General features: G+C 68.3%; 20 protein-coding genes. 4 read left to right on the forward strand and 16 right to left on the reverse strand.

The features are described from left to right. Window positions 1-20: 20 nt before the first annotated feature. From NL115_RS19595 to NL115_RS19610, 4 genes are all read right to left on the reverse strand, one after another. The gene (locus NL115_RS19595; protein WP_254831003.1) at window positions 21-938 is read right to left on the reverse strand and encodes a 1,4-dihydroxy-2-naphthoyl-CoA synthase; all 918 of its coding nucleotides are present in this window, start codon (window positions 936-938) and stop codon (window positions 21-23) included. Window positions 939-1,005: 67 nt separating this feature from the next. Further along, window positions 1,006-1,341 carry a hypothetical protein gene (locus tag NL115_RS19600; RefSeq protein ID WP_254831004.1) on the reverse strand — a complete coding sequence of 112 codons (336 nt, stop codon included), beginning with the start codon at window positions 1,339-1,341 and terminating at the stop codon, window positions 1,006-1,008. 199 nt (window positions 1,342-1,540) lie between these two features. Continuing rightward, the gene (locus NL115_RS19605) at window positions 1,541-1,834 is read right to left on the reverse strand and encodes a DUF7521 family protein (RefSeq protein WP_254831005.1); all 294 of its coding nucleotides are present in this window, start codon (window positions 1,832-1,834) and stop codon (window positions 1,541-1,543) included. 74 nt (window positions 1,835-1,908) lie between these two features. Beyond that, complete coding sequence (locus tag NL115_RS19610; protein WP_254831006.1) at window positions 1,909-2,265, reverse strand: winged helix-turn-helix domain-containing protein; 357 nt, start codon at window positions 2,263-2,265, stop codon at window positions 1,909-1,911. Between the two features lie 131 nt (window positions 2,266-2,396). Between NL115_RS19610 and NL115_RS19615 the strand changes: the two genes are divergently transcribed. After that, the gene (locus tag NL115_RS19615; RefSeq protein ID WP_254831007.1) at window positions 2,397-2,834 is read left to right on the forward strand and encodes a universal stress protein; all 438 of its coding nucleotides are present in this window, start codon (window positions 2,397-2,399) and stop codon (window positions 2,832-2,834) included. Between the two features lie 17 nt (window positions 2,835-2,851). On the opposite strand, the gene NL115_RS19620 is transcribed toward NL115_RS19615, so the two are convergent. The 10 genes from NL115_RS19620 to NL115_RS19665 form a co-directional block, all read right to left on the reverse strand. Next, window positions 2,852-4,450: an Ig-like domain-containing protein gene (locus NL115_RS19620; protein ID WP_254831008.1), complete on the reverse strand. Its 1,599-nt coding sequence runs from the start codon at window positions 4,448-4,450 to the stop codon at window positions 2,852-2,854. Between the two features lie 193 nt (window positions 4,451-4,643). After that, complete coding sequence (locus tag NL115_RS19625) at window positions 4,644-6,680, reverse strand: type II secretion system F family protein (protein WP_254831009.1); 2,037 nt, start codon at window positions 6,678-6,680, stop codon at window positions 4,644-4,646. Beyond that, window positions 6,677-8,728 carry a type II/IV secretion system ATPase subunit gene (locus NL115_RS19630; RefSeq protein WP_254831010.1) on the reverse strand — a complete coding sequence of 684 codons (2,052 nt, stop codon included), beginning with the start codon at window positions 8,726-8,728 and terminating at the stop codon, window positions 6,677-6,679. Before NL115_RS19630 ends, NL115_RS19625 begins: the two co-directional genes overlap by 4 nt. A 298-nt stretch (window positions 8,729-9,026) precedes the next feature. Beyond that, the gene (locus NL115_RS19635) at window positions 9,027-10,760 is read right to left on the reverse strand and encodes an Ig-like domain-containing protein (protein WP_254831011.1); all 1,734 of its coding nucleotides are present in this window, start codon (window positions 10,758-10,760) and stop codon (window positions 9,027-9,029) included. 25 nt (window positions 10,761-10,785) lie between these two features. Continuing rightward, on the reverse strand, window positions 10,786-13,311 hold the full coding sequence (locus NL115_RS19640; protein ID WP_254831012.1) for a type II secretion system F family protein: 2,526 nt from the start codon (window positions 13,309-13,311) through the stop codon (window positions 10,786-10,788). After that, entirely contained in the window at window positions 13,311-15,161 is a 1,851-nt protein-coding gene (locus tag NL115_RS19645; protein ID WP_254831013.1) for a type II/IV secretion system ATPase subunit, read from the reverse strand. Before NL115_RS19645 ends, NL115_RS19640 begins: the two co-directional genes overlap by 1 nt. 101 nt (window positions 15,162-15,262) lie before the next feature. Next, window positions 15,263-15,991, reverse strand: a complete 729-nt coding sequence (locus NL115_RS19650; protein WP_254831014.1) for a fumarylacetoacetate hydrolase family protein — start codon at window positions 15,989-15,991, stop codon at window positions 15,263-15,265. A gap of 57 nt (window positions 15,992-16,048) precedes the next feature. Further along, on the reverse strand, window positions 16,049-18,106 hold the full coding sequence (locus NL115_RS19655) for a hybrid sensor histidine kinase/response regulator (RefSeq protein WP_254831015.1): 2,058 nt from the start codon (window positions 18,104-18,106) through the stop codon (window positions 16,049-16,051). A gap of 157 nt (window positions 18,107-18,263) precedes the next feature. Then, window positions 18,264-18,920 (reverse strand): triose-phosphate isomerase, encoded by a 657-nt coding sequence (tpiA, locus tag NL115_RS19660; RefSeq protein ID WP_254831016.1) that lies wholly within the window; start codon window positions 18,918-18,920, stop codon window positions 18,264-18,266. A gap of 90 nt (window positions 18,921-19,010) precedes the next feature. Then, window positions 19,011-19,256 carry a DUF7511 domain-containing protein gene (locus tag NL115_RS19665; protein WP_254822582.1) on the reverse strand — a complete coding sequence of 82 codons (246 nt, stop codon included), beginning with the start codon at window positions 19,254-19,256 and terminating at the stop codon, window positions 19,011-19,013. A gap of 135 nt (window positions 19,257-19,391) precedes the next feature. Here NL115_RS19665 and NL115_RS19670 point away from each other — a divergent pair, with 135 nt between their 5' ends. Then, window positions 19,392-19,577 (forward strand): hypothetical protein, encoded by a 186-nt coding sequence (locus NL115_RS19670; protein WP_254831017.1) that lies wholly within the window; start codon window positions 19,392-19,394, stop codon window positions 19,575-19,577. 153 nt (window positions 19,578-19,730) lie between these two features. On the opposite strand, the gene NL115_RS19675 is transcribed toward NL115_RS19670, so the two are convergent. Continuing rightward, window positions 19,731-19,931 (reverse strand): DUF7511 domain-containing protein, encoded by a 201-nt coding sequence (locus tag NL115_RS19675; RefSeq protein ID WP_254831018.1) that lies wholly within the window; start codon window positions 19,929-19,931, stop codon window positions 19,731-19,733. A 79-nt stretch (window positions 19,932-20,010) separates the two neighbouring features. After that, complete coding sequence (locus tag NL115_RS19680; protein ID WP_254831019.1) at window positions 20,011-20,553, reverse strand: multiprotein bridging factor aMBF1; 543 nt, start codon at window positions 20,551-20,553, stop codon at window positions 20,011-20,013. 159 nt (window positions 20,554-20,712) lie between these two features. Here NL115_RS19680 and NL115_RS19685 point away from each other — a divergent pair, with 159 nt between their 5' ends. Together NL115_RS19685 and NL115_RS19690 are read left to right on the forward strand one after the other, a co-directional pair. Beyond that, window positions 20,713-22,158: a prolipoprotein diacylglyceryl transferase gene (locus NL115_RS19685; protein WP_254831020.1), complete on the forward strand. Its 1,446-nt coding sequence runs from the start codon at window positions 20,713-20,715 to the stop codon at window positions 22,156-22,158. A 153-nt stretch (window positions 22,159-22,311) separates the two neighbouring features. Then, window positions 22,312-23,286, forward strand: coding sequence for a biotin--[acetyl-CoA-carboxylase] ligase (locus tag NL115_RS19690; RefSeq protein ID WP_254831021.1), 975 nt, complete (start codon window positions 22,312-22,314; stop codon window positions 23,284-23,286). Window positions 23,287-23,289 lie beyond the last annotated feature (3 nt).

A 23,289-nucleotide genomic window follows, 5' to 3' on the forward strand; every position in this document is an offset into this window, starting at 1 on the left:
CACAGCCGCCGAACGACGCCTCAGTAGTGCCAGGGGAATCCGGAGAAGTCGGGTTCGCGCCCCTCGTTGAACGCGTCCCGGCCCTCGGCGGCCTCCTCGGTCATGTACCCCAGCCGCGTCGCCTCGCCGGCGAACACCTGCTGCCCCACGAGTCCGTCCGTGTCCATGTTGAACGCGTACTTCAGCATCCGCATCGCCATCGGTGACTTGCTGGTCATCTCCGCGGCCCACTCCAGCGCGACCTCCTCCAGTTCCTCGTGCGGGACGGCGGCGTTGGCCATCCCCATGTCGACGGCCTCCTCCGCGGAGTAGGTCTTCCCCAGGAAGAACACCTCGCGGGCCCGCTTGTGGCCGACCTGATTGGCGAGATAGGCACTCCCGAAACCGGCGTCGAAGCTCGCCACGTCGGGGTCCGTCTGGAGGAACTTCGCGTGCTCCTCCGACGCGAGCGTCATGTCACAGACCACGTGCAGCGAGTGACCGCCGCCGACGGCCCATCCCGGCACCACGCACAGGACGGGTTTTGGGATGTGCCGGATGAGCCGCTGAACCTCGAGGATGTGGAGCCGAGGGGCCTGCTGCTGGCTCTCGGTCGGCGCCCCGCCGGCATCCGGGTCCTCCCCGGCGGTGTACTCGTACCCCGCGTCGCCGCGGATGGCCTGGTCGCCGCCCGAGCAGAACGACCGGCCGCCGTCCTTCGGGGCGGGACCGTTCCCGGTGAGGATGACACAGCCGATGTCGGTCTGGCGCTTCGCGTGGTCGAGCGCGGTGTAGAGTTCGTCCACCGTCTCGGGCCGGAAGGCGTTGCGCTTCGCCGGGCGGTCGAAGGCGATGCGGACGGCCGCCACGTCCGTACCGCGGTGGTAGGTCAAATCGCGGAAGTCGAAGTCCGCGACGGGCTCCCATCGGTCGGCGTCGAACGTCTCCGAGACTGACATACAGTCTCTGGTGCCGGGACGGACCAAAAGCACCCGGACGGCGGCGATTCGGGCCGGGGTCGGGCCGTCACCGAGTGGACCAACGGTCCATCAGCGACGGGCCAGTGAGCCAGACGGCGAGCAGGAACAGGCCGCCGGCGAGGGCACCGAGCGCCGGGCGCCCCGTGAGCGCCGCCTGCAACGCCACGGCCAGTTCGACGGCGACCACCGCCGGCACCGCACGCACCGGTACGGTCCCGACGAACCCGTTCGGCCCGTGCGCTCGCTCCCCGGCGACCACGAGCGACCCGACCAGCACCGCGACCAGCGGCCGCGCGACCACCAGCCAGTAACAGGACGTGAGCCCCCCGACCGCGAGCCCCGCCGCCCAGCGGTCGTCCGTCCCGGTCGCGGTGACGCCCATCGGTCCGGAGTCCGGCCCACCCGAGCAAAACCGTACTGCCGAAGGCTTCCGGCGGTTTATCCAGCATCGCGCGATACGGCTCCGGTATCTTCAGCAGGAGCAACGATTAGCTTCGAGGACGCCAGATACACAGATTGTGAAACAGTTACTACCTTTATTGGCGACCCCCAGAGATAATCGGGTAGACAAGGTGGTTACGTCACCGGTACAGCGAGAGATATATCATCGCGAACCCGATGATGAAGGGTACCGTCTCGGAGATCTGGATCAGGACCAGTTCCGTCCCGGCGGCCGCCCCGGAGGTTCCGATCTGTGTCGAGAGGTTCGTGACCGCGACGCCCATGCTGATGAATGCAAAGCCGATGAAGGCGTACTGGAGCCGCTGCGACTGGCGGCGCTGGTAGGACTGGAAGCTGATGACGGTCAGGCCGAGTGAGAGGCCGAACAGAATCAGTCGCATCAGCACCAGCACCGCATTCAAGATATTGACCATCCTTGCGGGGTAGGCGGCGCAATACCTCAAAAAACCCCCGTTCGGTTACTCGTCGTGAGAGAGCCGGTGTCGGGTCACTCCGACTCCGAGCCGAGCTCGTCCCAGAGCTGGCCGAACCGGTCGGGGAGGTTCTCCTTCCGGTAGATGCGGACCTTGTACTCCTGGTCCTCCAGCGTGATGACCGTGGAGTCGAAGTTGCACTCGTAGATGTTGTAGTGGTTCCCGTCCTCCGCGACCGCAGTGCGCTCGGTGATGAGGTCGTGCTCCTGGAGGAGCTCCAGTCGCCGGTAGATGGTCGGAAGCGAGAGGTCACACTCCTCTGCGAGCTCCTTCGCAGACCGAGGGTTACGACTGATGGCCGCGAGGACCGTCCTAGCGTGCTCGTCGCCGATGGTATTCAGTATCTCCTCGATACTGCGGTTCTCGTCCACGAGCACCCGTCGGGTGGCGCCGGACAAAGGCTTTTCTCCCACGGCCAGCACGCCGCCGCCCGCCGGCAGCCGTTTCCCGACCGCCGGCAGCGAGAGTCGGTTTCAAGTACGCCCCCGGCCTGCCGTTCGGTATGTACGACGCCATCCTGTTCGCGACCGACGGGAGCGAGGCCGCCGCGACCGCCCTCGACCACGCGATTTCGACAGCCGACGCCCACGGCGCGACGCTCCACGTGCTCTCCGTGGCCGACGAACGCCTCGCGCTCGCGGCCGACGACACCGAGGCGACACGCGATGACCTCCGCGAGCGCGCACAGGAGGCCGTCGATGACGCCGCCAACGCGGCCAGCGGCTCCGGCGTCCACGTCGAGACGAGCGTCACCGACGGGGTGCCGTTCCGGGAGATTCTGGCGTACGCCGAGTCCGAAGGCGTGGGATTAGTGGTGGTTGGCACGCACGGGCGCGAAGGGCGCGAGAAGCGGGTGAATATGGGGTCGACGGCGGAGCGGGTGGTGAATCAGGCTGACCGACCGGTGCTGGTGGTACGGGAGACGGAGGAATCGGGGTAGTAGATTCGGGGGCGGGTCTACGACTGGCCGTCCGGGACCACGAAGTACCGGGAGATGGACCCGTCCTCGAACTCGATGGAGTAGATGAAGAAGTCGCCTTCATCGACATCGAACGGGTTACCGTCCTCGTCCCAGAACTCCATGCGGTAGGTCTTCTCCTCGCCCGGCTGGTAATCGATCTTGAACCCGGTGGCGAAACTGTTGATGTAGTCGCCCCCGACGAACACCTGCGTCCCGTTGATGACGGCGTAGTCGGGGTGCTTCTTGTTGCTCGCGGACTGGGAGTTATCGACGAACGAGTTGATACGGACGGCCTCGATGCTCACCTGGTCCCCCTTGTTCTCGAACGTCACGTACGCGACGCCGATGTTGTTCTTGTTCCCGACCTTCTCCTGGGTCAGGGTGGCGGACTTGAGCTCGAAGGCCTCACTGGCGGCCGGGTTGATCTCCGAGTCGCCCCCACCGTCACCACCGCCGCCGCTGATGACTGCGATATCCTCGAAGATGATAATCTCGTTGTCGTCGGGGTTGGCCCCGGGGTAGCCGAAGTCGGCCGTCGCGGAAATCGTGGCGGTGGTGCCGCCGGTCGGCTTGAACACGACTTTCGCGAGCCCGTTCTCGTCGCTCGTCACGACGTGGGTCCCGCCGACGTTGGTTCCCTGGCTGTCGATGAAGTACCCCTGTCCGTCGTCGAGGTTGTAGGTCACGTCGACACCGGGCTTGACCGTGTTGAACTGGTCGCGGACCTCGACCGAGATGGTGTTCCCGCCGAGTTCGACGAACCGCGGTGCCACCGCGCCGTTCGCGAGATAGATCGGCTGTTCGTCGGTGTAGCCGCTCCCGACGCCGATCTTCGCCAGCCGCATGTCGTAGATGACGTCCTCGTCGAGAACGATGGTGAGCTCGCCACCCGAGAGGGACCAGCTATCGATGTTGTTCGGTTCGTCATCGAGGAGTTCGGACCAGGCCTTCTGGGTCATTCCCGTCTGTAACGTGAGGATGATATTGTCGCCCGTAACGTCCGGGTTATCGCGTACGCTGACACTCTGCATAGGAGCACTCAGCGGTTCCGATTCCAGAGCCAGCGCCGAGGCGCTGGCCGTTGAGAGGGACCCGTTCACCGCGATGAGGGTGATTCGGTTCCCGTCGATGACCTCGGCAGTCCCCATTAGCGTCGTCTCACCGTTCGGGTGCCTGTTGTAGGCGACGCCGTGCTCGTAGGCAGTCTCGGGCGCACTGTCGTAGACGTTGTAGTTCGGGCGGAAGACGACGACACTCGAGTCGTACTCCCGGAGGCTACCTGCCCAGAACTGTGCGGTCTCAGAATCGACCGCCCGGGCGTTCTCGATGCTGAAGCCCGAGACCTCGGTCGTGATGCTTCCAGCTGCCTCGGGAGGGTTCCGGAGCAGGAACCGGTTCGGGTAACGGGTGCCCGCCTCGACGTTCACGGACCGAGCGGACCCCTGCGTCGCGGTCACGTCGGCCGCCTGCTGGAACTCGAGGAAGTCGTTCTGCACTCGCTGGTTGTGATTGAACTCCACCTCCTCGTTCGCGGCCGGGACTCCGCTGAGCTGCACGATTGCAAGCACTGCAAGGACGAGGCCGAAGATCAGCATCGAACCGAGGACTTCGGATACACCTCGCAAGTCACTCTGATCGACATCGAATGTCGAGAATCGAATATTCATGAGATACTATCGCCTTCTGTATTAATAGCACTTGCTATCCAAATGAATACCAGAATCGGCGAGATAGCCCCCGTAGGGGACAATACTGCAGAAGGGCCGAAGCGCGGTAGCCGTCCTCGTTTCAGACGAGGATGAACACGACCATCGTCAGCACGACCAGCCCGATGGCGTATTTCAGGCCCGCGAGGGCGTCGTTCTCGGCGAGTTTGCCTGCCAGCAGCCCGCTCCCGATAGCCTGGATGAGTGCCGAGTGCAGGAACAGCATCCGGTAGAGGTCCACCGGGATGTTCTCGAACGACAGCGGCAGGTCCTGACCCGTGCCGCCCGTGTCCAGCGTGGCGATGGGTCGGAGGTAGCTGGCGTCGAGGATGACGATCACCATCAGGTAGACGAGGAAGCCGATGACGACGACGGCGATGTAGGCCGTCAGCTCGCGGCGGCGCGCACGCTCGATGCGGGCGCGGTCGCGGGCGTCCTCGGCGGCGATGCTGAGGACCCGCGCGAGGTCGCCGGACGAGCGCAGGCCGTCCGCGAGGAGCTTCATGCTCCGGGAGAGCTGCGGCGTCTTGAGCCGAGCGCCGAACGATATCAGCGCGCGGCTCACATCGTGGTTCCACGCGATGTCGTTCTTGACCGACCGGAGCTCCTGGGCGACGGGGCCGGTCTGGTACCGGGAGATGAGCTCCAGCGCGTCCGGGAGCGGGATGCCCATCTTGTTCGCCGAGGCGAGGATGTTCAGCGTGTCCGGGAAGCGCTCGGTGATCGCCTTCTGCCGGGCCGCTCGCATCTCGACGAACACCGAGAGCGGGACCGCGACCAGCAGGAACGGCGCGACGACGAGCCAGCCGGTCGTACTGACGGGGTCACTGCTGAACGCCGCAATCGAGGGCTCCACGAGTCCACCGAGGATGGCCCCGGCTACCGCCAGCACCGCGAGCGGGACCGTCAGGAACAGCGTGTTCACGGGTTCGTCCTTGAACGTCGCTGCCGGGTCCGAGAACATCTCCCGGAACGCGAGTCGGCGCGCACGGCTCTGGTAGGAGCCATATCGCTGGTCCTCGTCGAGGTTCTCGTGGTCGAACGGCAGTTCCTCGGTGGGCTCCGGGGGCGTGGTCGTCGAGGGCGTCTCGAACGGTGCCGAGAGCACGTCGATGAAGACGAGGAACGCCAGCATGCCCACGGGCAGGACCAGGTAGATGAGCGAGCTCATCGCGCTGATGGTGCTCCCACCGATGAGGCTGATGACGACCATCGTCACGACGAGGAACAGCGGCGCGGCGACGAAGCCGACGACGAAGACCTCGGCCATGATGGCCAGCGTCTCGAGGAAGTCCGACTGCTCCTCCTCGGCGGCGCGGAGGTAGGACTCGGCCTCGCTCTCGAAGAACGTGGTGACGTCACCACCCGCATCGAGGACACCGAGCATGTCGTCGAGGAAGCCCTCGAAGCGATCCGAGGGCGTCAGGTTGCGCGCACTCTGGAGCGCGCTGTACATGTCGCTGCCGAACAGGTCGATGTCGTTGACGACCATCTCGAACTCGTTGGCGACCTCACCGTACACCTCCTCTGCGTCCGCGATATCCCGCAGCACACTGAGCAGGTCCTGCCCGCCGTACGACAGCGCGTACATGTAGACGATGGCGTGTGGCAGGGTCACGTCGATGGCCTGGCGGCGTGAGGTGACCACGCTGGCTGGGTAGTAGTACCGCCCGAACCAGATGCCGGCTCCGACGAGCCCGGTCAACACGCTGGTGATGGCGACGCCGGCGAACAGCGACCGGTTGGCCTCGATGTAGCGCGCGAGCCCACCGCTGAACTGGATGGGACTGCGCAGGTCAGAGAGCACGCCGAACTGGACGAGGAGGGCCGTCAGGAACACACCGAACACGGCGCCCAGGAGGCCACCGAAGAGGGCGAACCAGAGACTCCGTGCGAGGTACTCGTCGTAGGTCGCCCCGATGCGAGCCTGGTTGAGGGAGCGCTGGATGCCTGCGTAGCGGGATGGGTGCAGCTTGAAGTACGTACGGACACGGCCGTACTCGGCGCGCATCCGGCGACGCTCCTCGGCCGTGACGGGGCGGTCGCTGGGCCGGGAGACGAGCCCGATCTCGGTCATCTCCGTGTCCTCCAGGGGCGTCCCCTCGAACTCGCTGCTCATCGCTCCTCACGCTCTTGGCTGTCGGTGCCGTCGTTCGCGACGCTGGCGCCGTCGGTGGCGGACTCCGGTTCGAAGAACCCGTCGTCCGCCGGCGTGTCAGACGACGCTCGGCCGTCACCATCGGTCTGCTCGGCGTCCGTCGTTTCTGGACGGTCCTCGGAGACGTCTTCGGACGTGGCCTGGAGCAGTTCCTCGTAGGTCGTGGCGTCCAGCGCCGGCGCGGTGCCGGCACCGGGGGGAGCCGCTCCGTCGCCCGTGACCATGTCGTGGACCGCGGCACCAGCCCCACCGTGGGAGCGGACGTCGAAGTCGGTCGGGTCGAAGGTCCCCTCGATTACGGCCTCGAGCACCTCGTCGGGGCTGCGGGCGTAGGTCTGGACCGCGGTCGCCACCGCCTCGTACTCCCGGATGTCCTCGTCGACGAGGTACTGGAGGATGCGGCGGCGGGCGTCGAACTCGGCGTCGAGTTCGTCGTCGGTCCAGCCGCGCTCGCGAGCGATGTCGGTCAGGACGTCGGAGTCACCGACACGGTCGTGCGTGTCGGTCTCCGGGTCCCACTCGAAGATCTCCTTCCACGCGACGCGGTCCTGGTCCGTCTCGTCGACCTTGATCTCCGCGACGGTGGCGTTCCGGCGAACGCGGCGGTCGCCGAGGAACGTCTGCCGCTGGATACTGATGACGTCGAGGTCCTGCAGCATCTGCGTCGGCACCGACAGCGGCGGGTTCTGCAGCCGCGAGATGGCTGTCTCCACGCTGTCGGCGTGGATGGTCGTGTACGCGGTGTGTCCGGTCCCCATCGCCTGGAAGAACGTCAGGGCGACGTTCTGCTCGGTCCGTATCTCGCCGACGAGGAGGTACTCGGGCCGCTGGCGGAGCGCGGCCTGAAGGAGGTTGTACATCGTGACCTCGCCGCGGCCCTCGCCGCTGGCCGAGGACCGGGTCACGGACTGGATCCAGTTCTGGTGGGGCAGGTCGATCTCGCGGGTATCCTCGATGGAGACGACCTTCGAGTGCTGCGGGATAAAGAAGGACACCCCGTTCATCGAGGTAGTCTTCCCCGAACCGGTGCCGCCGGCGAAGACCAGCGACTTGTTGTTCTCGATGGCGAGCCAGAAGTACGCCATCTCCTCGACGCTGAACGTGTTCCACGACGCGAGGTCGACCGGCGTGTACGGCACGTCGGCGAACTTGCGGATGGTGAAGTTCGCGCCCCGGGTGGAGATGTCGCCGCCCAGCGTGAGCTGGACCCGCGAGCCGTCCGGGAGCGAGGCGTCGACGAGCGGGTCCGCGATGCTCACCGACCGCCCGGAGCGCTGGGCCAGCTGGACGACGAACGCGTTGAGCCGGCGTTCGGTGAACGTGACGTTCGAGGGCAGGTCGCGGTACTCGCGGTGGTAGACGTACACCGGGACGCCGGTCCCATCACAGGAGATGTCCTCGATGTTCGGGTCCCGCATGATGGGGTCGATGGGGCCGAAACCGAGGAACGTTCGTCGGAGATGGTAGAGGACCTTGTGGAGCGTTCCAGGGGCGACCGTGGCCGCGTGCTCGTCGATGAGGTCGCGGGCCTGGGCCATGAAGGCGCCCTCCCGGTCGCCGGGCGCGAAATCCATGTAGATGAGCTCGTTCCGGAGCAGGGTCACCAGGTCCGCACGGACGTACTGTTCGAACTGGTCGAGCGTCGGCTCGACAACGTGGTAGCGGTACTCGTTGCGGTTCGCGTCGTACAGCACGGAGATGTAGGCGAACGGCTCCCTGACCCACTGGCGGTCGACCTCCTCGTACCGTTCGAGGTAGGAGAAGTCGAAGAACGACGCCGAGACGAACGCGTCGGTAGGCGCGCCGAACGGCTCGGCGCCCTCGTCGGCGAAATACTCACGCACGTCCGCGAGAACGGCCTCGACAGTCGGGTGGAGCGGCTCCATCTCGGGCTGTGGCTCAGGGTCGACGACCACCTCGTCGGCCGGTTCGACCCGCCGGATGGCCGGCCGGGGAATCTCGTCGACCCCACCGTCGGTGAGTGACGCGGGTGGCTCCCGGACCGTCATCGCCGGAAACCCCCCTCTCCACGTAGATTTTGCGAAGTAGACATACCTGTTTTAAGTCATCAGTGGGTAGTAAGCATTGCGGCGTGGTATGTCCCCACACAGGGACAGAATGGCCGTATTGGTCCTTCAATTTCCCATTCTGCCCCACGTGGTACAAGATATTACAGAGGGCAGCCCTCCCTGGATGGACCGCTGGAGCGGTAAGCGAGAAGTCCCCCGTGGTCGTCACCCGTCACCTCGTCGGACGACTGCCGCGAGGGTACTCTCTTCACGGTCGCGGCGTCACCATCGTCTCGTCTCACCCGGAGTCGGCAGTGAGTGTCACCGCCCCGTCGTTCTCGACGACGCGGATGGTGACCGTGTTCTGCCGCAGGAAGTTGCGGAGTTCGACGATGCCCGGGTCGGTCCTCCGATAGGAGCTCCCGTCCAGAAGGTCGAGCGAGCCCCCCTGATAGAAGTTATCGAGTGCGCCGTCGGTCAGGTCGGTGTCGGCGATGCGTCGATACTTCCCGTCGCCGGCGCGCTTGAACACGTGTACCTTCTTGTTGCCCCAGTTGCCGTCGTCGAACTGGCGCGAGACGCCCTCCCTGTTGTCCGGGACCTCGAGCAGGTACGTGGTGTTGCCGTCCGTGACCACCATGGCGAGCCGGAGGTACTGCTTGCCCGGGTCGACCGTACCGTCCGCCTTCAGCGGGGTCATTGCGGGGTTCGAGAGCGACAGCCTGTCGACGCGCCCCACGCCGCTCCAGGTGCACTCCTCTGCGTTCTCGAGACGCAGGCTCGTGGTGGTGCTCGACCAGTCAGGGACCGAACAGGCCGCCCCGGCGCTACCGCCGCCGCCATCGCGACCAGCCGAACTGGCGGTCAGGTCGTACACGACACTCAGCGGGTCACCATCGGCGCCGGTCCCGCCATCGACGGTCGCCGTCACCGTCACGGACTCTGACGGCGTGTACGAGAGACTCGCACGCCCCTCGTCGTCCGTAGGCACCGTCTCCGTCGTGGGGGCGCCGTCGCCGTCGTCCACGGAGAAGGTCACCTGCTCGCCGGCCACGGGCGCGTTGTACTGGTCCCTGACCTCGACGGTCAGGTCGGTCGCCGTACCGACGGTGACCGTCCGGGTCGTCGGGCCGACCGAGGTGACGTACGCCGGCGTCGCGGTGTACGGTGCGGACCCGACAGAGACCCGGGCGAGTTCGAGCTCGTAGGTGACGCCCTCCTCGAGGACGACCTTGACCGTTCCCGGCTCGACGTCGGGGGCGTCACCGGCACCGAGGACCGCCTCGACGTGCTCCTCGTCCTCGAGGAACCGGGTCCAGTTGGTAGCCGTCGCCTCCGTCCGGAGCGTGAGATTGACGTTGTCGCCTCCCGGGCCGTCGCTGACGCGGACGGTCTCCGTGGGCGCGGCCTGTGCCGTGACCGGCACCGAGACGACACCGACCCGTGACTCGTTGCGTCGGCCATCGAGTGCGGTCAGTTCGATGGAACGGCCGTCGACGAGGCCACCGGCATCGATGCGGCGGGTCGGCCCGTCCTCGAAGCGGTCGTAGACGACGCCGTGGGCGAGGACGGTCTCCGGCGCCTCGTCGTAGACGTTGTAGTCGACGCGGTAGACCAGTCGCCGGGAGGTGTACTCGTGGGGAACCGATGACTCGGTACTGTTCCAGTAGTCGTCGGTCTCGTTGTCCTCGACTGCGACCGCGTTCTCGATGGTGAATCGCGAGGTCTCCGTCGTGAGGCTGCCGGAGACGGGTGGCGGGTTCCGGAACAGGAACCGCGTCGGGTAGTCCATCCCGACGGTGACGACGGCGGTGCCGCCGTGACCGCTGGCGGCCGCGTCGCTCAACTCCGCGTCCAGACCGATGAGGTCGGACTGGACCTCCTGGTTGTGGTCGAACTCCACCTCCTCGTTGGCCGAGGGGACGGCGTTGGTCTGGAAGATGACCAGCGAGAGGACGACCAGCCCGAACACCAGTATCGCCCCGATTATCTCCGAGACACCCCGGTTGTCGGTTTTAGCGCGCAATTTCATTGATATGAACGTATTCTGGATGTTGTCAGATGATTGCGAACACGACCACGGACAGCGCGACGAGTCCGAGCCCGTACTTGAGCCCGCTCCGGATGCTGTTGTCGGCCAGTTTCCCCGCGAGGAGTCCGCTCCCGAACCCCTGGATGATGGCCGAGTGGAAGAAGAGGAGCTGGTACTCCTCGATGGGGACGTCGCTGAACGAGATGGGGGCGCGCTGTTCGCCGACGTACTCGACCTGTTCGGCCGCGGTCTCGGAGACGGGGGCGAGATAGCTCGCCTCCAGCGCCACCACCACGAGCAGGTAGACGAGGAAGCCGATGACGACGATGGCGATGTACGAGACCATCTCGCGCTGGCGGTCGCGTTCGAGCCGATAGCGGCCGCGGGCGTCCTCCGCCGCCACCGACAGCACCCGTGCGAGGTCGCCCGAGGAGCGCAGCCCCTCGGCCAGCAGGCGCGTAGTGCGGGCGAGCTGGGGGACCTCCAGTCGGGAGCCGAACGCCAGCAGCGCCTCTCCGGTGGAGGCGTTCCAGATGATGTCGTTGCGGACCTTCCGGAGCTCCTCGGCGACCAGCCCGGACGAGGAGCGGACGACCAGCCCCAGCCCCTCCGTCAGCCCGATACCCATCTTGTTCGCGGAGGCGAGGATGTTCAGCGTGTCCGGAAACCGCTCGGCGAGTTTCCGCTCGCGCCGGGTCTTGCGCTCGTGGTAGTAGGTCAGCGGGAGCGTGGCGAGGAACAGCGGGAGCACCACCAGCCCGGTGGTCGTGAAGACAGGAGCGTCCAGCAGCGCCCCGTAGGTCGTCTCGACAACCCCCGTGACGACCAGCGCGGCGGCAACCAGAACCGCCACCGGGACCGAGACCAGAAGCGTCGCGTTGGGGCGCTGGCGGAACAGGCCCATCGGATTCGACGCGATGCTCCGGAGCGAGTCCAGTTGCCGCGCACGCCGGTACGACCGGATGCGCTCGTCTGGTGGCTCGGCGGCGGCCTCCTGCTGGTCCGCTTCCCCCTCCCCGGAGCCGTCCGTGGCTCCGTCGGCGGGGCCGTCAGCGGTCGGACCGGACCGGTCGGCCGGTCTCGCCGGCATCGAGGGGGGTCCCCCCTCGTCACTCACGGCCGCTGTGGTCCGTTCCAGCAGCGACTGCTCGTGTGTGGTCGGCTGGTCCGCCGCGGTCCGTTCGAGCCGTTCCGTGTCGGCCGTCGGTGCGGTATCCCCGGCCTGTGAACCCGAGAACGGCCCCCGATGGGGCTCGTCCTCGTCCGCCCAGGCAGCGGCGCCGATGGGCTGGAACTCCCCGGCCCCGGCCCCGCCGTCGAACGCCCCCCTGTCGGGCGCCTCCACGTGGCCCGTCTGGACGAACGGCGAGGAGAGCACGTCGACGAGGACGATGAACGACGCCATCCCCACCGGGATGACCAGGTAGACCAGCGAGGCCACCTGCAGGAGCGTCTGCCCGCCGACCAGACTGATGACGACGAGGATGACGATGAGGAAGAGTGGCGCGGCGACGAAGCCGACGATGAACACCTCGCTGAGGATGGCCAGCGTCTCGAGGAAGTCCGCCTGCTCGTCGCGGGCCTCCTCGAGGTAGTCCGCGGCGGCGTCCTCGAGGAAGACCGTCACGTCGCCGCCCGACTCCAGCAGGCCCAGCAGGTCGTCGAGGAACTCCTCTAGCCCGTCGCTGGGCGTGCTGTTCCGGAGGTTCTGGAGCGCGGTGAACGTGTCGTTGCCGAACAGTTCGAGGTCGCGCAACACCGTGTCGAACTCCGCTGCGACCTCGCCGTAGGTGTCGTCGGCCTCGGCCACGGCCCGGAGTATCTCGGTCAGGTTCATCCCCCCGTACGAGAGGGCGTACATGAACACGATGGCCTGTGGCAGGGTGATCTCGATCTCCTGCCGGCGCCCGGAGACGGTCAACACCGGCGCGTAGTAGAAGCCGGCGAACGTGAGCCCGCCGAGGACCGCGGCCAGGACGACACCGAGGCCGACGGCCGCGAACGGGAGGCGGTACTGCCCGACGAACGTCCCGAACTCGCCGCCCAGCCCCGTCGTGATACCGGCGAGGACGCCGGTTCGCGCGAGCAGGACGGCCAGCAGCACACCCAGCAACGCACCGGCCAGCCCCGCCGCCAGCGAGACCAGCGTCGCCCGGGTGAGATACTCATCGTAGGACCGGGCCATCCGGGCCTGATTGAGGAGGCGCTGGTAGTCGGCGAACTCCCGATGCCGGGACCGGAAGAACGTCTCGAGGTAGCCGATGTCGGAGCGGTACCGCTTCTGGAAGGACTCGTCCGGGCCGCCCGGGCCGGGGAGCCCCTCGATTATCTCCTCCGGGTTCTCCTCGTCAGGCGTCGACGGGGGGGATTCGTCGTCCAGTTGGGGGTCCTCCTCCCGGTCACCGTCCGGGCGACGGCTCCCCGCGCTCGCGTGGCGGGACGAGAGCCCGTCCGGGTCACCGGGAACGGGGTCCGCCGTCGGCGCGCCGGGGCGATCGTCGACGGGGTCATCCGGCGCTGGCTCGTCCTCTGGTGCTGGCTCGTCGGTCATCAGGCGACCTCGTAGCCGCGGCTGCGCACCTGGTCGAGGACGTAGTCAGGGTCCTTCTGGTAGAGGTGGATGACGGAGGCCACGTCGCGGTAATCGGTGATGTCCTCCTCGACGAGGAACTCCAGAACAGCCTCGCGGCGGTCGATCTCCCGGCGGAGTTCCGCGTCGGTCCACCCGCGCTCGTCGGCCACCTGGGCCATCACGTCGGACTCGCCGACCCGCTCGTGGGTGTCGGTCTGGGCGTCCCAGTCGAAGATGTCGCGCGTCCGCACGCTCGTCGGGTCGGGCTGGTCGTCGACCACCTCCACGATGGTCTGGTTGCGCCGGACGCGCTCGTCGCCCAGGAACGACTGCTTCTGGATGCTCACGATGTCGAGGTCCTGTATCATCGCCGTCGGCACCGACAGCGGCGGGTTCTGGAGCCGGTTCAGCACCGTGTCGATGCCGTCCGCGTGCATCGTCGTGTAGGCGGTGTGGCCGGTGCCCATCGCCTGGAAGAAGGTCAGTGCGACCCGCTCCTGGGTCCGTATCTCGCCGACGAGGAGGTACTCGGGGCGCTGGCGGAGCGCGGCCTGCAGCAGGTCGTACATCGTGACCTCGCCGCGGCCCTCGCGGGTCGTCGACGAGCGCGTGACCGACTGTATCCAGTTCGAGTGGGGGAGGTCCACCTCGCGGGTGTCCTCGATGGAGATGACCTTGCTGTTGGGCGGGATGAAGAAGGAGATGGCGTTCATCGAACTCGTCTTCCCCGACCCCGTGCCACCCGCGAAGATGAGCGACTTGTTGTTCTCGATGGCGAGCCAGAAGTAGACCATCTCCGCCAGCGAGAACGTGTTCCAGTTTATCATGTCGACCGGGGAGAACGGCACGTCGGAGAACTTCCGGATGGTGAAGTTCGCACCCCGGGTGGCGACCTCGCCGCCCAGCGTGAGCTGGAGGCGCGAGCCGTCCGGCAGCGTCGCGTCCAGCAGCGGGTCGGAGACGCTGATGGTCTTGCCGGCCCGCTGGGCCAGCCGGACCGTGTACGAGGAGAGCCGCCGGGCCTCGAAGACGACGTTCGTGTCGAGGTCTCGGTAGGCCCGGTGGTAGACGAAGACGGGCACCCCGGCGCCGTCACAGGAGACGTCCTCGATGGCGGGGTCCCGCATGATGGGGTCGATGGGACCGAACTCGAGGAAGTCACGGCGGAGATAGTAGAGCAGTTTCCGCCGCGCCAGCCGGGATGCGCTGCGGGCCCGGTCGGCGACGATATCGGTCACCTCGGACTCGAACACCTCCCGCCGGTTGGCCACGGAGTCGACGTCCTTGTACAGCAGCGTGTTCCGGAGGTACTCGACGAGGTCGGTCCGGACGTAGCTCTCGAACTCGTCGAGGTCCGGCTCGGTCACCCGGTAGCGGTACTCGCGCTCCGACGGGTCGTACACCACGGAGACGTACGCGTACGGCCGGTTCACCCATCGCCGCTCGACCTCCTCGTACCGTTCGAGGTAGGAGAAGTCGAAGAACTCGGAGATATCGAGCGAATCGGCATCGATTTCTGGGTCCTTCAGGAGCGACTCACGGACGTCCGACAGTACCTCCTCGCGGACCGCCTCGAGGTCGCTGTCGAACGAGTCGGGTTCGTCCGGCGTCTCGTCACCCAGGACGCGGGCCGCCCGCTGGCCACCGATGTCGGCGTCCTCGTCGGGAACGTCCCCATCGCTGTCGAGCGAGGCCTCGGCCACCCCCGGCAGTGGTTCCTCACCCACGGCGCTCCCGCCCTCGCCGTCGGCAACGACGCCCCGGGAGTCAGCTCCGACCTCGCTGCCGTCCGGCGAACTGCCATCACTCGCCGGGTCCTCGTTACTCATTGGAGGGTACGGACACGGAACGCTGATAAAGACTGGCCCACGCCCGGTTTCGACCCGTTCCACTATCCCCGGGTAGCGTCGTGCGGGACCGACGGAACCGGTCAGGCGTCCCGCTCGTCGACCGTGTTCCGGAGGGTGCCAATCCCCTCGTAGCGGATCTCGATGGCGTCGCCCGGCTCGACCAGTCCCGGGTTGGCCGGCGACCCGAAGGAGATGACATCGCCCGGCTTCAGCGTGAACCGCTCGGACATGAACGCGACGACCTCGCGGGGCTCGATGAACATGTTCTCGGTGTTGTCGTGCTGGCGGCGCTCGCCGTTGATGTGGGTCTCCATCTCCAGCCCCACCGGGTCGACATCCGTGTCGACGACCGGCCCCAGCGGGCCGCTCGCGTCGAACGCCTTCCGCGCGGTGCGGCGCTCCTGGTCGAGGCAATCGAGGTCGTTGAGGATGGTGTACCCCTCGACCACGTCGTCGACCTCGCTCTCGTCGACGTCCTTGCAACGCTCGCCGATGACCGCGGCCAGCTCGCCGGCGTAGGTGAGTTCGTCCGAGAACGTCGGGTACGGGATGGGCTGCTCGGGTGGGTGGAGCGAGACGGGCGGCTTGATGAAGAAATCCGGCTCGTCGGGGATGTCGTAGTCCATCTGGTCGACCTTCTCGCCGAAGTTCCGGCCGACACAGTAGAACACCGACGGCTCACAGGGCGCCAGCAGTGTGGCCTCGTCGGTCGTCGTGTCGTACGTTCCGGAGTCGACCGTGACGACGCCGTCCTCGTACTCGCCGCGCTCGACACCCGCGTCGGTTTCGATCCGTGCAAGCTTGGGCATTGTCGGCCTGCCGACCGACGCGGGTACGAGTCTGTCGGTTTCCGGTTCGGACCGGTGTCAGTCGATGACATCGACGCCCGTGAACTCGAACCGGGCGCCGCCGGCAGCCGAGTCGGTCACGGCGACATCCCAGCCGTGAGCCGCCGCGATCCGCTGGACGATACGGAGTCCGAACCCGGTCCCGTCGTCGCTGGTCGAGTAGGCCTCCTGGAAGACGAGCTCCCGGCGCTCCGGCGGGATGCCGGTGCCGTTGTCGGCCACGGAGAACCCGGAGCGTCCCGGGGCGAGTGGCTCGACGGTGACGACCAGGCGGTCGCCGCATGAGTCACCTCCGCCGGAACTCCCGCCGGCCGGGACCGCCGGGGTCGACTGGCCCGCATCCTGTGAGGACCGGCCGTGGTCGACGGCGTTGGCGAACAGGTTCTCGAACAGTTGGCGGAGCCGGGTCGCGTCGGCGAACACGGTCTGCTGGGAGTCGATACGGAACTCGACGGCCGGCGCCTCCACCAGCCCGGCCGCTTCCGTCGCAACCTCGCCGAGCGCGACCGGCTCGAACGTCGAGACCGCCTTGCCCTCCTGCGCCAGCGTCAGGAGGTCGTCGATGAGCGTCCGCATCCGTTCGACCCCCCGGCGGGCCCGGTCCAGTTCGTCCACGTCGTCCGTGGCCTGCGCGAGGTCGACCGAGCCCCGAACCACGTTCAGCGGGTTCCGGAGGTCGTGGCTCACGACGGACGCGAACTCCTCGAGCCGTTCGTTCTGTCGTTCCAGTTCCCGCTCGCGTTCCTTCCGCCGCGAGATGTCACGGACGACGCCGACCGTCCCCCGGAACGACTCCTCGAACGGGAGTAGGGAGACGTGGTTCTCGCAGGCCCGGCGCTCCCCGTCGGCCGTCACGATGGTCATCTCGTAGGTGCCGCGCTGGCCGCCGCTCTCGAGCAGCGACCGGATGAGCACCTCCCCCTGTGCCACGTCGTCCGGCGGGAGGACGATATCGACCGTCTCGCCGACGAGCGTCGCCTCGTCGTATCCGGTCATCTGGACCAGCCGGTCGTTCACGTAGCGGAACCGCCCCTCGTCGTCGATGACGTACACGGGGTCGCCCGAGGCCTCGACGATGTTCTCGTAGCGCTCCAGTTCCCGCTCGCGCCGTTCCAGGCGGCGTCGGGCCGCGGCGCCGTCGAGGGCGCCAGCGATGGTGTCGGCCAGTTCCTCCAGCACCGTCAGTTCGCCCTCGTCGAAGGCGTCACGGCGGTCGGCGTACACCGCGAGGATGCCGTGCCACGACGCTGGCCCCTGCAACGGCAGCACGGCGACGGACCGGAACCCGTAGTCCGCGGCCGCGTCCCGCCACGGGGCGAACGTCGGGTCCTCCGGAATCGCCTGCGCGACCTGCGTCTCGCCGGTCCGAACGGCCCTGCCGGCCGGGCCACCACCCTGCGGGCTCTCGTCCGCACGGATGTCCACGGCGTCCACGTAGTCGGTCGCGTCACCTCCGGTGGCCCGGACGCGTATCTCGTCGGTCGGCTCGTCGCGGTCACCGAGCCAGGCGAAGCGGTACGGCTCCGCCCCGGCGATGGTCTCGCAGATGGTCCGCTCGATGCCCCCGGCGCTGTCGAGCCGGGCGATTCGACGGTTGAGGCGGCGGATGAGGCGATTGACACGTTCGAGGTCGTCCGCCCGTGCGCGCTCCCGTGCCCCGTCGACGGCGTTACGGATGCGGTTCGCGAGCACGGCGTACTGTTCGGCCTCCCGACCCTTCTGGATGTAGTCGGTCACCCCCGCGGCGATGGCCTCGCTGGCGACCGCCTCGCTGCCGCTCGCCGTGAACAGGACGAACGGGAGGTCCCCGTGCGACGCCCGGACCTCGCGAAGCAGTTCCAGCCCGGTCAGCCCGGGCATCTCGTGGTCGCTGACGACCGCGTCGAACGACTCGTCCGCGAGTCGGTCGAGGACCCGGGTCGGGTCGGCCTCCGCGACGACCGTCAGTGACCCATCGGCTCGTTCGAGCTGCCTGGCGGTCAGGTCGGCGAACGTCGCATCGTCGTCCACGTGGATGACGCGAACGTCCTCCCCGGCCCCCGAGATGGACCCATCCCCCACGCTCGAGTGGCGCATGCTCCGACCGTTTCGGACAGTGCAGTATAAACGAGCCGTCTATCCCGGGGAGGCTCGCCGGGACGCGGCATACTCCGGTGGAATGTCGTTCGACCGCCCGCCGGCGGCGGGTCGAATGGGGACCGCCGCCGCGGACCGGATACCGCCTGGCACCGGATTACAGCGGCGCGACGAGGTCGGCCAGCGCCGCCCGCGGGTCGTCGGCCTTCGCGACGCCCGAGGCGAGCAGGACGCCCTCCGCACCGAGGTCACGGGCCGCGACCACGTCCTCGCCGGTCGAGATGCCCGCACCACAGAAGACGGAGACGTCCTCGTCGACGGCGTCCACGGCGGCGACGGCGTCCTCGACGATATCGGGGTCGGCGGCCGAGACGGGCGTGCCGGTACCGATGAGTTCGGGCGGTTCGACGGCGACGGCGTCCGGCCCCAGGGCCGCGGCGGCGGCGACCTGTTCGGGGGTGTTCCCGCAGACGACCGTCTCCAGGCCGACGCGCTCGGCGGCCGCCACCGCGCCGTCGATGCGGTCGAGCCGGAGGCGGCGCTCGGAGTGGTTACAGAGCGTCCCCGTGGCACCAGCGTCGGCGACCGTCTCGGCCAGGGTGTGGCCGGTGTTGCTCCCCGGCTCCACGGGGTCGACGTGCTGGGCGAACGCCTCGGCCGCGGTCCCGTCGAGCACTGTCGCGACCCGCCGGAGGTCGGTCGCCTCCGGCGCGACGGCGACGCGCGCGTCGGTGTCGGCGGCGACGTCGGCGGCCGCCTCGGCCACCGCGACGGGGTCACACGGGTACGTCTTGAGGTTGACCAGAACGAACATACCGGCAGCCCGGCCGCTCGGCGCAAGTAGATACCGCTTCGGGACCGGCGGGAGCGCCCCGCGGCCCCGACACGACCGCGTCCGGAGCCGTTACCGCATCTCCGACGGCTCCAGACAGTCGTCGGCGTCGACCGTGATCCAGGTGGACATCCGCTCGATGCTGCTCATCCCCGGCGGGTAGACCGTCACCTGGTCGGGTTCGCCGTCGTACCGCACCAGGGTACTCGCGAGCTGGGGGAGTTCCTCGGCCGCCGGCTCGCCGGTCGCGTCCCCCGCCTCGCTCGCGGCGCTTCCGTCGTTCGTCCACTGTTCACCCGTCTCGTTCGGTTCGTTCATCGACATACGTCCCGTGTCCCTTCCCCCACGGTCGGCTGGGGCCGCTCCCCGCACGACCGCGAGTTGGTAGGAGGTTCGGGCCGCCGGGTAAGGCGTTGGCGCTTGATATTTACGGGTCGCGACCAACGACCTGCCATGACCGACCTCGACGGGGCGACAGTCGCGGTGACCGTTGACGGGCAGCAGCGGACGGGTACGGTCCTCCGGACGACGTACACGACGAAGTACGGACAGCCGCTGGTCGCGGTGGCGCTCGACGAACCGCTTCCCGACGGACGCGAGCAGTACCTCGCGCGGGCGGACACGGTCGAGCGAGTGTAGGAACCCGCAGACAGGAGAATTAGTGTCGATATACGCCGACAAGTCACTGTACAGTGCTTCAAACCCGCAGATATCTGGATAACCGATATCGTTCGGTCCGGGCGCCGGCGAGCACCGACGCGACTGGCCGGCACCGTTCCGGTCGATGCCGGCCTACCGCATCGATTCGAGGGCGACGAACGCGTCGGCGTCGGCGGTGAGCCAGGTCGACATCCGGGCGACGCTCGTCGTTCCGTGTGGGTAGATGGTTCGGCGGTCGGGACGGTCGGTGTACGCCACGAGCGTGGCGGACAGCCGTTCGACGGGGGGCGAGTCGTCGGGAGCCTCCACTTCCGTGCGGCGGGACGCGGGCATCGGGTGCACCTCCCGAGGGGGTGCTGATAAGCGCTGCTAGGAGGGCTATGGACCGCTCGATACGAGTGGGGACACCGGGTCAGTCCTTGCGTTTGACCACGTCGCCGAGCGTGGTGGTCCCGGCCGAGGAACTCCCCTCCCACTCCGTCTCGCCGTCGTCGCCACCCTCGGTCAGCGTGATGTCGAGGGCGCGCTCGAGCTTGTTCTGGACGGAGTCGCTGGGGAGGACATCACCGCGCTCCAGCTTGCGGATGAGGCTGGCCTTCTCGTTGAGCTGGTTCGCGAGTTCCTCCTGGCTCAGCCCCTCGGACTCCCGGGCCGAGCGGATACGCTGGTCGTAATCCTGTGCGACCTCGTCCATGTCGTCGAACATGTCCCGGCGGCGCCCCTTCGAGGAGCCGCCGCCCGAGGACGACGAGCTGGAGCTCGAACCGCCCCCGCCGGAACTGGACGAGGACGAGGACGACGATGTCGAGTACTTCGTCGACCCGCTGGAACTGCTCTCGGTGCGGACCTCGGTCCCGAAGTCGGCGCAGTCGGCACAGACCTCGAGTTCGGCCCCCTCGACCTTCACCGTCTTCGGGGCGCCAGTCTCGGCCCCGCACATCTCACACTGGACCATACCACGGGGTTGGCCACGCCGACGCATAAAACGTGTGCCGCCGGGTCGACGGCTTCCGGCAGACGAGCGTCCGACATAAACGCCCGTCCGATTCCGGGGGCTCCCGGCCACGCCCGGGTACGCCAACGGTACATCACCAAGCGGCGCCTGCGTCGTGGTATGTCATCCAGTGCGACCGGTGCAACGGGGCGGGATTCGGGGGACGGGACTGACGGGGGGCCGGTGACGCTCCACCGGACGGTCGAGCGGCTCGACCAGGGAATCGTGGTCACCTACGAGCTGACCGCCGAGGCGGACACACCGGTCGCGGTCGACCTGACACAGCCCCTCCCAGACGAGCTGGCGATGGCCGATGTCGGCTTCCGGACGGACGCGGCGCCGGGGGAGTGGTCGGTGGACGGGGAGACGGTCCACGGAACCGGGACGGTCCCCGACGACGAGGCCGTGGAGTACGTCCTGGGGCTGAAACTTCCCGAGGCGCCGGACCGCCTGCCGACGTTCCCGGAGCCGGACCTGTCGGACGCGGACGCCGGAACGGCGGCGGCCGATGCCACAGCGGACTCGGAGCCGGGCGCGGCTGCGGAGTCGGACGACGACACGGAGCCCGAAGCCGGGGCGTCGACGGCAGCGACCGACGAGACACCGGACGACGAGGGAACCGACACGGGGGACGATGACGGCCCGGCGCTCGTCGGGAACACCGACGGCGCGCTGGCGGAGTCCGTCCGGCAGGTCATCGGGGACGATTCCGACGAGGGGAACGGTACGCCCGGAACAGCCGCGACGGACGGCGGTCCGGAGACGGTGGGGGCGGGCGGCTCCGGAGACACCCCAGCACCCCGGGGAACCCCCGAGGACACCGACTCCGGACTGGAAGCGGCCGTCGCCGCCGTGGAGTCCGAACTGGACGAGGCGGCTGATGACCCGCTCTCGGCGGGTAACGATACCGCCGACGAGGACCCACCCGAGCTGGACCTGTCGCCGCCCGAACCGGATGCCGCGGAGGGGGACGAGGAGGCGGAGACGACGGAGAAGGAAGGCGGGGCAGCCGAGGAGCCCGACGCCGGCGGCTCGACGGCCGACGCGCCCCACGACGGCGAGTCGACCGGGACTACCGCGGCAGCCGGGGCGAGGGTCGACGAACTGGCCGACCGCCTCGCGGCCGCGGACGAGGCCGACCAGCGCGCTATCCGGAGCGCGCTTGGACTCGACGACGAGGGCGGAGCCGACCACGGCGGGACGGTGACGGTCCGGCTGGAGCAGCTGGAGTCACGGCTCTCGGCCTTCGAGGCCTACGAGGACGCGCTGGCCGACTTCATCGAGGATACCGGAACGGTCGAGTCGGTGGCGGCGACGGCGACCGAGGCCGCCGAGGCCGCCGAGGAGCTCCAGGCCGAGGTCGCCGACCTTCGCGAGGAGGTGGCGGCGGCGCGGGAGTCGGTCGAGGAAGCCAGCGAGGAGCGTGCGGCACTCCGCGAGGACGTGGCCGCGCTCCGGGCCGATGTCGAGGAGGCACGCGGCCTGCGCCAGCAGCTCCTCGGAGCGCTCCAGAACGCGGGCAGCACGGACGACGCCGCCTCGGGGAGCGCCGGCGGCGGAGAGTAGGCAGCGGAGAGTAGGCAGCGGAGAGCACCGGCGGCAGCGAGCAGGCGGCGGAGAGCGAACGGCGGTTTCGGGGAGTACCGTCTCCCGAACGGACCACGGCTCCAGCTCGTCACGCGGGCTACCATTACAACCCATCCCCCTGTAGCGGCGCGTATGCAGGAGACACGGAGGCGGGTGCTGGACGCACTGTCGGCCGGCCCAGTGACGGGGCCGGAGCTGGCCGAGCAACTCGATGTCTCGCGGGCCGCCGTCTGGAAACACGTCGAGGCGCTCCGCGAGGCCGACTTCGAGGTCGAGGGGACCGACGATGGGTACGTCCTCCAGTCCATCCCGGAGTACGGGGGGGCGGCCATCGAGTACGGCCTCGAGGCCCCGTTCGAGGTCGAGTTCCACGACTCACTGGGGTCGACCAACGAGCGGGCCCGCGAGCTGGCGGCCGACGGGGCCACGGACACCGTCGTCGTCGCGGCCGAGCAGACCGGCGGCCGGGGGCGACTGGACCGGGAGTGGTCCTCGCCGGCGGGCGGCGTCTGGCTCTCGGTTGTCTGCCGCCCGGACCTCCCGCCCGCACAGGTGCCCGTCTACACGCTCGCGGCCGCCGTGGCCGTCGCGCGGGCGGCCCGCGAGGCCGGCGTCGAGGCGCGCATCAAGTGGCCCAACGACGTGCTCGTACCGGTCGGCGACGGCGAGGACGCCGAGGAGCGAAAGCTCTGTGGTATCCTCACGGAGATGGAGGGCGAGGCCGACCGCGTCTCGTGGGTCGTCGTCGGCATCGGGGTGAACGTCAACTTCGACGAGAGCGACCTGCCGCCCGAGGCGAACGCGACGACCCTCCGGGCCGCTCGCGAGCGCACCGGCCACGACGAGGCGGACGTTCCCCGGCGACTGTTCGTCCAGCGGCTGCTGGAGACGTTCGACGAGCTTCGCGCGGCTCCCGAGCGCGTCCTGCCGGCGTGGCGCGAGTACGCCAGCACCCTCGGCCGACGCGTGCGCGTTGAGACGCCCGGCGGCGAGGTGGTCGGCGAGGCCGTCGACATCGAGTTCCCGGGCACGCTCGTCGTGGAGACCGACGAGGGGACCCGGCGCGTCTCCGCCGGCGACTGCGAGCACCTGCGCCCCGCGGAGTGAGCC

The organism is Haloglomus salinum (genome assembly GCF_024298825.1).
Lineage (GTDB): Archaea > Halobacteriota > Halobacteria > Halobacteriales > Haloarculaceae > Haloglomus > Haloglomus salinum.